This is a genomic window from Bacillus sp. ZY-1-1 (genome assembly GCF_003047165.1).
GTDB classification, from domain to species: Bacteria; Bacillota; Bacilli; order Bacillales; family Bacillaceae; genus Bacillus; species Bacillus velezensis.
Genome location: NZ_CP027061.1, coordinates 1600105 through 1612548 on the forward strand (window position 1 = coordinate 1600105; position 12444 = coordinate 1612548).

Below are 12444 nucleotides of genomic sequence, written 5' to 3' on the forward strand. Positions count from 1 at the left end.
TAAAAGGGGACTAACCATGAAAAAAACAGTGAATCTGCGCCTGACGGCAGAACATCCCATTATGAAAAACCATCTTGTTCACGGAGAATCTGTCATGCCCGGTCTGGCCTATATTGATATGCTGTATCAGCTGGCAAAGCAAAGCCTTGATCTTTCATTCCGTTCCATCTGTCTGAAACGGGTGACCATTTATCATCCTTTATCAGTGAAGCGGTCAGAGCGGCTTAATGTGAGTGTCATATTCAGTAAAGAAAAGGAGTTCTGGACTGCCTCGATTTGCGGGGCGGCTTCCGGGACGGTTTTCTTATCAGCGGAGGTGCATGAAGAAGTCTTCTCATCACACAGGCGTCTTGACGCAGGGGAGAAAAAACAACAAGCCGCACTTCCATCAGTCTCTTTGCATACGGTTTACGAAGCCGCGAGAAGCCGCGGACTGTCGCATGACGGGCTGATGAAGCCGGAGGGAGAGATCTATGCTTATGAAGAGGCATGTTTCCTTGATATTCGGCAGTCTGATTCATGCCGGGAAAATCTCCCCGGCGCTCTCTTTCATCCCGCGCTGATGGACGGTGCCGCCATGGCCTCCGGCGTATTGCAGACAGCTGCAGGTGCCGAGTTGTTTTTACCGATTTATTATGAGTCGTTTATTGCCGCTGAGACTGTTACGGAGCGCTGTTACGCGGTGATTTCGAAAAAGTCCGGCACGCCTTCTGAAATGGTGAAAATGGATATTGACTTTTACAACCTCAGCGGTGCGCATATTGCTTCACTGCTCGGCCTGACAGCCAAAAAGGTGCGGACAGACCGGCAGCTCACACCAGGCGTTCAGCAGATGGAGGAAACCTTATACCGCATTTTCTCGACATACGTAGGCCGTCCAGTCACAAGAAATGATGCGCACACCGTGTTTTTTGAATTAGGTCTTGAATCGTCACAGCTTCTGGCCATTATTAAAGACATCGAAGGGGCGTTTGATCTGCGTCTGAATCCGACTCTTTTATTTGAGTGCAGCAGCATGTCCGAACTGCTCGAAGACATAAAAACAAAAGGAACAGATGAATCTTCCGGCCTTGTCGCGGATGCAGCACCGGTCTCTGAAACACAATCAGGCAGTCAGACATTTACTTTCTATGAACATGAAGCATTCCTTCAGGATCATCTGGTTTTCGGCAAACCGGCACTGATGGGCGTAGTGTATCCGTGTCTGGTGCTTGAAGCCTCCGGAGCGTCTCATTCCGGCACGCATCCCGCCGAGCTGAAAGATATCCGCTTTACGGGCGGGCCTGTCACGCTGGAGCCTGGAGAGGCCGCGCAGATTGACATTTCATTTGCGGCAGAAAAGAGTGCCGAACGCTTTACCGCAAGCTGCACTGTCTCCGGTAAAGAAAGCCGGAAGACATGTGCCGAAGGAGAAATAAACAGATATACAGAGGCACCCATAAAAAAATCATATGACGTTGAACAAATGAAGTCGCATGCACAAAAGGTGGCGCCGGATGTCATTTCCCGTCTGTACGATTCGGTTGCCGACTTCACGATAGGCCCGATGCTGAAAACGGTAACGGCGGGATACAAAATGAGTGAGAGCTCCTTTTTATTGCAGCTGGACTTATCAGGAAAAAAAGAAAAAGGCGATCTGCATCACTTTGCATTTGACCCGCTTATATTGAATTCATGTTATATGTCGCTCGGTGAAGAAGAATTGCAGCTGAAAAAGCGGATTCACGTCCCGCTCATGATTGAGAGGCTGACGCTTTACGGACCTGTCATGTCTGATGCCGTCTATGTGGTGAATACAATCAAACATAAAAAAGACGGGTTTCTCTCATTTGATGCCGCAATCCTCAGTCATACCGGGGAACAGCTGGCGGAATTGAAAAATGCGTCTGTGAAAGAAGTGCTTCAGCCAAATCGGCTTGAAAATGCGTCTTTTGCCCCGTCCGGGAATCAAAGCCGTCAGGAAACGAAAGGAAAACCGCTGGATATTGCCGTTGTCGGGATTTCCGGCAAGTATCCGCAGGCCGATGATATCGATGCGTTTTGGGATAATCTCAAACAAGGCAAGGATTGTATTACCGAAATTCCGAAAGACCGCTGGAAATGGGAACATTACTTTTCCGAGGACCGTACGGCGCCGGGAGCGATCTACAGCAAATGGGGCGGGTTCATTGACGGGATCGCCGATTTTGATCCTGAGTTTTTTAAGATTTCCCCCCGGGAAGCGGAACACCTTGATCCCCAGGAGCGGCTGTTTTTAATGCATGCTTGGATGGCCATGGAGGATGCGGGATATACGAGGACATCACCTGAACTGGGGCGTCAGGTAGGCGTGTATGTCGGTGTCATGTATCAGGAATACCCGCTATTCGCGGCTGAAGCGGGAGTGAAAGGACGGCATATCGGGCTCCCCGGCGGGATTTCATCCATTGCTAACCGTGTCTCCTATTTTTGTGACTTTCAAGGGCCGAGCATTTCGGTCGATACGATGTGTTCGGGTTCGCTGACTTCATTGTACATGGCGTGCCGGGATCTGCGGGATCATCGGATTCGCGCGGCGCTTGCCGGCGGAGTGAATCTCACCGTTCATCCTAACAAGTACTTCATGCTGAGCCAGGGGCAGTTCATCTCATCTAAAGGACACTGCGGGAGTTTCGGCGCCGGGGGTGACGGCTATATTCCGGCAGAAGGGGTCGGGGTGCTGCTTCTTAAACGTTTAGAAGACGCCGTACAAGACGGAGATCGGATTTACGGCGTCATTAAAGGAGCTGCCATTAATCACGGCGGGAGAGCGAGCGGTTACACCGTACCGAACCCCAAGGCGCAAAGCGAAGTCATTTCTCAAGCTTTACAGGAAGCGGGGGTATCTCCGGGCCGGATCAGCTATGTGGAAGCGCACGGGACAGGGACGAAATTAGGCGATCCGATTGAAATCCGGGCTTTAACCGATGCATTCGGTGATGTTCCTGAAACATGTCTTGTCGGGTCTGTCAAATCAAATATCGGACATGGGGAATCGGCAGCAGGCATCGCCGCAGTTACAAAAGTGCTGCTGCAGATGAAGCACAAACAAATCGCCCCATCTCTGCATGCTGATGTTTTAAATCCGAATATTCAATTTGATGAAGGGCCGTTTTCCGTCTGCCGTGAATTAACAGATTGGAAACGGATTTCAGCAGACGGAGAAGAACAGCCGCTCAGGGCGGGAATCAGCAGCTTTGGTGCGGGCGGTTCTAACGCGCATATCATTATTGAAGAATATGAGGCTCCTGTCAAACAAGCAATCAGCAGCCAAGAGCCGGCGGTCATTCTGCTGTCTGCGAAAAATGGCGAGCGTCTGACAGAATATGCGGAGCGCCTTCTTGCTTTTCTTCAAAAGAAGCATATTAATAAGCCGGACTTATTTGATGTCGCGTACACTTTACAAGCGGGGCGCGAAGCGATGGATGAGCGGCTGGCTCTCATTGCGGACTCCCTTAAGGAGCTGGAGGACAAGCTCAGATCGTACTTGGAAAATGAAAACGCACCGCATCTTTACAGGGGACGGGCGAAGCGAAATCACGAGACAGTGGCTGTGTTTGAATCTGATGAAGATTTGCAGGAAGCCATGGTTAAATGGCTGAAAAAGAGAAAGTACGGTCATTTGCTGAAAATGTGGGTGCAAGGAGTTGATGTGGACTGGAACTTGTTATATTCGGGACAAAAACCCCAGAGAATCAGTCTTCCCGCCTATCCGTTTGCAAAAGTCAGATGCTGGATTCAAGATGAAGCCGAGGCGGTTTCAAAAAGGGATGACGGCAAAACGGTGATCCATCCGCTGCTCCATGAAAACACATCCGATCTTTGGGAGCTGAAATTCACCTCTGTTTTTACCGGACGGGAATTCTTTTTCACTGATCACTCAGTCAATGGACAGAAGGTGCTCCCGGGAGCCGCCGTGATCGAAATGGCCAGAGCGGCCGTTGAGCGTGCCGCATACGCTGTGCCGGACGGACGTAAAGGAATGTATATGAAAGATCTCATATGGATGAGGCCTGTCATTCATAAAGGGACGGATGTAGAAGTCCATATCAGCCTTATTCTTAAGGAAAATGAAGACATTGAATTTACGATTTACAGCCTATCGGAAGAACCTGGGGGAGAACGGATTTTATACAGTAAAGGCACCGCCGTATCGGGAGAGATAGCAGCGGCTCCGTCTGTTCATTTAGAGGGCTGGCTGTCCGGCTGCAGCCAATCGGTTATGACGTCTGATGAGGTTTATCAGGCTTTCCGGCATGCGGGTATGATCTACGGGCCGAGCCATCAAGGCATTGATCAGCTGATGATCGGAGAGAGGGGGGCTGCAGCCCGGCTGTCGCTGCCGGAAACGGCAGACAGTACCGCCGATCAGTTTGTCATCCATCCGAGTCTTCTGGATGCCGCGTTTCAGGCGTCACTGGGTGCCGGTTCAGATACTGCAGGAGACACTCCGATGCTGCCGTTTTCCCTGCGGCAGGCAGAAATATTTCAGCCGACTCAGAAAACGATGTGGGCGCTTGTCCGCAAACAGAGCGATCGGTCAGATAACGGAGCGCTGACGCTGGATATTGATTTATGTGATGAAAACGGCGCTGTTTGTATGAGATTGACGGGCTTCTCCTGCCGGGCTGTCCGGCAGACAAACCAAACCGAAAGCAAACGGCAGGAAGTTCAGACGGCGATGCTTGCCCCTGTTTGGGACAAAACTTTCTTTTCCCTGGAAGAAAATCGAGCGGTTGATCAGGAACAATTGCTGATCATCGGAAAGCCGGGAAATACCATAAAGGCCGCGGCAAAAATGTGGCCCCGCGCCCATCTGGCGGAGACGCCGGATCATTCAAGCGAGCAAACATTACGTGAATTGACAGCCGGTTATCAAGATATCCGCCATTTCTTATGGATTGCGCCGGATCGTTTCGCACCCGCATCCGCCAGTCAGGAAATGCTTGATGAGCAGGAGAATGGGGTGATTCAATGTTTCCGTTTCATCAAAGCGCTGCTGTCACTCGGGTATGGAAACCGAAACATCAGCTTTACGGCGGTCACCCGGCAGACACAGTCCGTGTATCCGGGTGATCTCCCGCAGCCTGAGCATGCAGGCGTACACGGTTTGATCGGTTCATTGGCAAAAGAATATCCGAACTGGGACATCAGGCTGATTGATGCAGAAGAAGGCAGTGATTCGTCTGAGATGAAAAACATCTGGCGCCTTCCTCCAGATCCGGACGGAAATGCTGCCGCGTACCGTAACGGAGCTTGGCACAAGCAAAAAACAGTCCGGGTGCTGACAAGTTCCGCTCCGCGTATGTCGTACAGAGAAGGCGGCGTTTATGCTGTCATCGGCGGAGCGGGCGGCATCGGAGAAGCATGGAGCAAATACATGATCACCCGTTACAAGGCACGGATGATATGGATCGGCAGGCGGCCGAAGGATCAGGAGATTCAGAGCAAAATAGACAGGCTGGCCCTATCAGGCCCCGCGCCGCATTATATACAGGCTGATGCTCAAGATGCCGCAGCGCTTCAAGCGGCCGTCCGTTCCGTAAGAGAGCGATACGGCAATATAACGGGAGTTATCCATTCCGCGATAACGCTTGCCGACAAAAGTATGGCGAATATGGATGAAGCTTCTTTCAGAAACGCTTTTTCAGCTAAGGTGAATACGAGCGTCCGAATGATCGAAGCTTTTAAGGGAGAACCGCTTGATTTTGTGCTGTTTTTCTCATCCGTTAATTCTTTCACAAAAAATGCCGGGCAAAGCAACTATGCGGCAGGGTGTACCTTTCAAGACGCCTTTGCCCGCCATATCGCTTCCTTGCTTGATTGTGAAGTGAAAGTCATGAATTGGGGATATTGGGGCAGTCTGGGCGTTGTATCAGACCCGTCTTACAGAAAACGGATGGAGGCGTCAGGGATCGGTTCTATTGAACCCGATGAAGCAATGGAGGCGCTGGAAGTCTTACTATCAGAACCGTTCAGCCAAGCGGCATTCATCAAAGCTGCTCCGCACGGCTTAGCCGCACTGACGGATCAAGATGCAATATCGGTTGTATCCGGCCCGGAGCCTTCATTTATGGAAAGCGTCAAGCGGCAAAATCCGGATCGGAATGAACGGCTTGAGACTTTAAAACGAGAAATGGAGTTGCGCATATGAACAGCCTTCTTTGCAAACTGCTCTTTTACCAATTACAGTCAATCGGGTTTTTCAGCGAGCCTGTCACCACACCTGCAGCATCCATGCGGAGCGCCGGCGTGATCGGCACATACGGCAGATGGCTGGAAGAAAGCCTGAATCTATTAAAAGAAAACGGATATATCGCGTATGACGGATACACGATCACTCTTCTCGCGGATCAGCGCCCGGACGGCCGCACAGTCTGGAATGAGTGGAATGCCCATAAACGCCTGCTTCCCAAGGGGGAGCTTGCGCAAGCTGAATTGGCCGAGGCGACGATAAAAGCGATGCCTTCAATTTTAAAAGGAGAACGTCCGGCTACGGATATCGTATTTCCCGATTCATCAATGCGGCTCGTTGAAGGTGTTTATAAGCATAATCCCGTTGCGGATTATTTTAATGAAGTGTTAGCAGATTCCGCGGCCGCTTACCTGAAAGCCTACCTTACAGAACATCCCGATGCCCGTATCAGGCTGATAGAAGTAGGGGCCGGGACGGGCGGAACGAGCGCCATGCTGTTTACAAAACTGAAACCATTTGCAAAACAGATTGCGGAATATTGTTATACGGATGTTTCTAAAGCTTTTTTAATGCATGCCGAACAGGAATACGGACCTGATGTGCCGTATTTGACAACAGCCTTGTTTAATGCAGAGGAGCCTTGCGAATCACAAAATATCAAAACGGGTGTTTACGATATTGTCATCGCCGCCAATGTGCTTCACGCCACAAAAAATATCGGTTTGACACTGCGCCGTCTGAAAGCGCTCCTGAAATACAACGGGATGATTTTGATAAACGAAATCAGCGATCGTTCTGTTTTTACCCATTTAACCTTCGGGCTGCTTGACGGCTGGTGGTCCTATGAGGATGCTGAGCTTCGGATTCCGGGAAGTCCCGGCCTATATCCAAAATCGTGGGAGCGTGTGCTGCATTCGGAAGGATACAGAGCGGTTTGTTTCCCTGCTGAAACGGCTCATGATTTAGGTCAGCAGATTATCGCAGCTGAGAGTGACGGACTCGTCCGGATGCAAGGGATCAGAGACGGCAGAAAGCCATACGCCGCCCCGGCCGAAGTTTTCCGAAAGCCCGCACAGCCTGTTTCCCGCAGCCGCGCGCCAGAGGAGCATCAAGCTGTTAAGGCCGATGGGGAATCGGTCGCTTCCCATGTCCGCTCTGTCATCAAAACAAGTATTGCCGATGTATTAAAAATGAAAGAAGAGGATATTCAGGAAGAACTGAATTTCTCTGAATACGGTATTGATTCCATTTTGGCCGTCAATGTGATTAACGAGATTAATAAGCGATTGAATCTTACACTGCAGACAACGATTTTATTTGATTACTATCATGTGAAACTGCTGACCGGTTATATCTCGGCAGAATATGAAACCATCATAGCCTCATCTCTGGAGACCGAAAGAGCGAAAATCCGCCCGGCGCTTCAGGAAGAACGGCCTGCTGAAAAACCTTTGAAGACGGAAAGAAAGGAAAACGGTTATCAGAAACCGAAACAAGAACGGATGCCGCTTTCTTTCGCAAAGTCCGATGACTCGGGAATGTTCCGGGTTGTGATTGACCGTCCGGGCGGCATTGAAGATCTGATGATTGCCCGGAGTGAAGTGCCCGAGACAAAAGATGACGAAGTTCAAATAGCCGTCCGCGCCTTTTCTTTAAACTTCGGAGACTTGCTTTGTGTCAGAGGGCTGTATCCGACGATGCCGCCTTATCCGTTCACTCCGGGATTCGAAGCAAGCGGCGTCGTGATCAAGACGGGGAGGCATGTAACATCCGTCATTCCGGGTGATGAAGTGATTGTCGGCATGGGAGAGGAATTTGGCTCTCAGGCGAATCTCATCACATGTAAAGAACATCAAGTCTACCATAAACCGGCCCGGCTGACCTTTGAAGAAGCATGCGCTCTTCCTACCGTGGCGGTGACAATGATAGACGCCTTCCGGAAAGCCGGACTTAAAAAAGGCGAAAAAATATTAATTCAGACCGCGACGGGAGGAACGGGGCTGATCGCGGTGCAAATGGCCCGGCATATCGGCGCGGAAATATATGCAACGGCCGGATCACAGAAAAAAATTGAGTATCTGCATTCGCTCGGGATCCACAATACCATTTGCTATTTGGAAGAAGATTTTGAAACGGAAATCATGCGAATGACCGGCGGCCGTGGGGTGGATGTTGTCATTAATACCCTGGCCGGTGATGCCATGCAAAAAGGAATGAATTGCCTGGCGCCGGGCGGAAGATATATCGAAATTGCCATGACTGCGCTGAAATCCGCTAAATCAGTCGACTTGTCCGTCCTTCATAACAATCAATCGTTTCACAGCGTGGATTTGCGGAAGCTGTCTCTTCAAAATCCGGATCAGGTCAAGGACTATCAATTGGAACTGCAGCGGCTGGCGGAAGAGGGAGTCATTCAGCCTGTCATCTCAAAAATCTTTTCCTTTGAAGACATAAAAGAAGCGTATCACTGTCTGGATGACCGCGGAAATATCGGGAAAATCGTCATCAGCGTTTCTGAGCCGTATCAAATGACGTACCGCCCCGAACAAAAGGATCCGGCCGAAACGGTAAAATCAGCAGCTGTGTTACCTGAAAAAGAACCGATCGCGATTATCGGGATGAGCGGGCGGTTTGCTGAATCGGAGAATGTCCATGAGTTTTGGGAAAACTTAGCCGCCGGACGGGATCTGATTAAAAAAGCAGACAGATGGGATGTCTCTGACAGTCAATGCCAGTATGGCAGTTTTATAGAGGGCATTGAATGTTTTGATCCCGTTTTCTTTCATATATCGGGACGTGAAGCAACCTATATGGACCCGCAGCAGAGGCTGTTTCTGGAAGAATCATGGAAAGCGCTTGAAGATGCGGGATATGCGGGAGACTCGGTAAGAGGCCGGGAATGCGGCGTGTATGCCGGCTCCTGCGGCGGAGATTACCAGGCCATTTTTAAACAGCAGGGGCCCGCGCAGGCTTTTTGGGGCAATCACAATTCCGTCACTCCGGCAAGGATCGCCTATCACCTTAATTTACAAGGGCCGGCGATCACTGTTGATACAGCATGTTCCAGTTCGCTGACAGCCATTCATTTGGCATGTCAGGGGCTCTGGACGAAAGAAACGGAAATGGCGGTGGCGGGCGGGGTTTTCATTCAATCCACTCCCGCTTTTTATCAGTCGTCAAATAAGGCGAATATGCTGTCACCGACCGGGCGCTGCCATACGTTTGATCAAAGCGCGGACGGCTTCGTGCCGGGTGAAGGCGTGGGAGTGGTGGTGCTGAAACGTCTTAGCGACGCCGTCAGTGACGGAGATCATGTGTACGGCGTCATAAAAGGCTCTGCAATGAATCAGGACGGCGCTACAAACGGAATAACCGCTCCAAGCGCGCTTTCTCAAGAACGATTGGAACGGCATGTCTATGATACTTTTCACATTAATCCGGAAACCATTCAAATGGTGGAAGCTCACGGAACGGGCACTGCACTGGGCGACCCGATCGAATTCAGCGCCTTAACGCGCGCTTTCCGCCGCTATACGGATAAAAAAGGATATTGCGCCATCGGCTCTGTGAAAACCAATCTCGGACATGCCGCTGCGGCCGCGGGGATGGCCGGGCTGTTTAAAATCCTGCTGTCGCTGAAGCATCGGCAGATTCCGGCTTCCTTGCATTTTCATCAAGCCAATCAGCATATTCAATTTGCGGACAGCCCGTTTTTTGTGAATGAAAAGCTGATACCGTGGGAACGGAATTCGGATGCACCGCGCAGAGCCGCCATCAGTTCATTCGGTTTCAGCGGAACAAATGCCCATCTTGTTATTGAAGAGGCGCCGCAAACTGTGCGCCGGTCACCGGCAAAACCGGCCTGCCTCATTCCTTTATCTGCGCGGACGGAGCGTCAGCTGGAAATTCAGGCAGAACGCCTGCTGGATTCACTCAGCAAGAACAAAGACAGCGATCTGGGAAATATAAGTTATACGCTCCTGCTCGGCAGGAAGCATCTGCATCACCGGTTTGCCTGTATCGTAAGCAGTGCGGACGAACTGAAGCGGGTATTATCGGAGTGGCTTGTAAAAAGAGAGCTTCCGGGTGTGTTTGTGTCCAATTTGAAGGACCAGAAGCCGGCAGACGAAGCCGGAATGAAAACATTCGGAATGGAATGCATTGAACAGTGCCGCTCGGCGGCTTCGCCCGCACAGTACAGAGAAAGCCTGGCACATATCGCTGACCTTTTTTGCAGAGGATATGATCTTCCTTTCACACGGCTTTTTGACGGAGGGCAATATTATAAAACGCCGCTTCCTGCCTATCCGTTTTTAAAAGAAAGGTATTGGGCGGCTGATGTAAACAGTTCTTTACCAGGCCAAGCCATGAAAAAGTCTGAAACGCAAACCGTTCCCCTGTCTTCGCCACAGCCTGAACATGAAGGGCTGATTTCTCTGAGTCCTTTAACTGAGATCGAAATGACAGCGTTTGAACCGGAGACATTGCAAAAACCGATCGTCTTACAGCCTTTGGATTGTACTGTTCCTGTCCAGCAGCCGGAAAACGCCGTTTCTGAAGACAATAGAACATTGCTTGAAGAATTGAGGATAAGCCTGGCAGATATTTTATTTTTGTCGCCGGAAGATATTGATGCTGATGAGCCTTTCATCGACATGGGGCTTGACTCCATTATCGGGGTTGAATGGATACAAACAGTAAATAAAACGTACCACACTGAGATTACTGCCAATAAGGTGTATGAACACCCGACGCTTGAGGAGCTTGCGGAATATATAGCGGGGCAAATAAAGAAACCCGAGTATGCTGAAGCGGAGGAAACAGCGGTACGTCCGCAAATCCCGGAAGCAGAAACTCCCCTTGCCGGCATCTCTGACGGCACTTTGCGCAAAGAGCTTAAAGAAAGCCTTGCGGACATCCTGTTTCTGAAGCCGGAAGATATTGATGAGCATGAGGCATTCATTGACATGGGGCTGGATTCTATTATCGGTGTGGAATGGGTTCAGTCTATTAATAAAACGTATCAAGCGTCTATTACGGCAAATCTGGTCTATGAATATCCGACAATCGCAAAATTAGCCGGGTATCTGACCGGTTCCGTTCAAAAAGACACTGATGAAGTACATGAGGAACATACGAAACAAAACGATATATCAGAAGAGACAGATGATCAAGAACCGCCCGAACTGATCTGTCTTAACCCGGGGGGAAAGGGAAGACCGATTTTCTGGTTTCATTCCGCGCTGGGGGCAGTGGAGCTGTACCAGCCTGTTGCCGAACGGACCGGGCGTCCTTTTTACGGAATTCAGGCAAGAGGATGGATGACAGACCGGGAACCGATCCGCGGCATTAAAAACATGGCGGAATATTACGTTAAGCTCATACGTACCGTGCAGCCCCGGGGTCCTTACGATGTAGGCGGCTATTCATTAGGGGGCATGCTCGCTTATGAAGTCACCCGGCAATTGCAGCTGGCTGGAGAAACCGTTGAGTCAATCGTCATGCTCGACTCCTTTGACTCGGCGGGTGCGCGGGAAATAAACATTCCTGATGAATTATTTGATAAAAATATGATGCTGCAGACGGTGAACATGGCTTTATTTGCACCGATCTATCAACATCCGGAACGCATTTCTGAAACCTTGATTCACCGTGATGAACTAGATGCCGATCTTCATGAAGACATATTTTTAGAGCAATTAATAGCAAAAGCCAAACAGCGGGGGTTAACGAAGACGGACGCGTTGGTGAAAAATCTGATCAGGCAGAATATAAACGTTCAGGACGCTTACGAAATCACTGATTACGAACTCCTGCCGCTTCCGGATCCGAACGGGGTGACATGCTATTATTTCCGAAATAAAAACGGTATTTTCTTGGGTGAGCTTGATCCGTATTTTACGATCAGGGCAGATATTTTATCCGCTGATTTCGTCAACTACTGGAGCCAGTGGCAAGAGCATATGACAAACATCGCCATCATGGATGTGGCGGTATCCAACCATATGACGTTATTGGCTGAAGACAGCGCAGCCGAAACGATTTCTGAATTTTGCGGCGTTTTATATTCGGCAGACGGAATGACAGAACACAGCTTTCTGAAACTGCAGGAAAAGATACTGAACGTGCATGGTGAGATGCTGAAGCAGCCCGCCAAAATAAGACCGTAAATTCACATATCCGCCCGCCGGGTTTACTCGTAAGCTTTGGCGGGTCATTTCAAATCTTGG

At 50.1% G+C, this 12444-nt stretch carries 2 protein-coding genes; both read left to right on the forward strand.

Annotated features, from left to right (window positions below; translation table 11 throughout):
- Positions 1–16 precede the first annotated feature (16 nt).
- Positions 17–6172, forward strand: coding sequence for a type I polyketide synthase (locus C5I45_RS08220; protein ID WP_107994328.1), 6156 nt, complete (start codon positions 17–19; stop codon positions 6170–6172).
- Positions 6169–12384 carry a beta-ketoacyl synthase N-terminal-like domain-containing protein gene (locus tag C5I45_RS08225; RefSeq protein ID WP_107994329.1) on the forward strand — a complete coding sequence of 2072 codons (6216 nt, stop codon included), beginning with the start codon at positions 6169–6171 and terminating at the stop codon, positions 12382–12384. The genes C5I45_RS08220 and C5I45_RS08225 overlap by 4 nt, the downstream gene beginning before the upstream one ends.
- Positions 12385–12444: the final 60 nt, after the last annotated feature.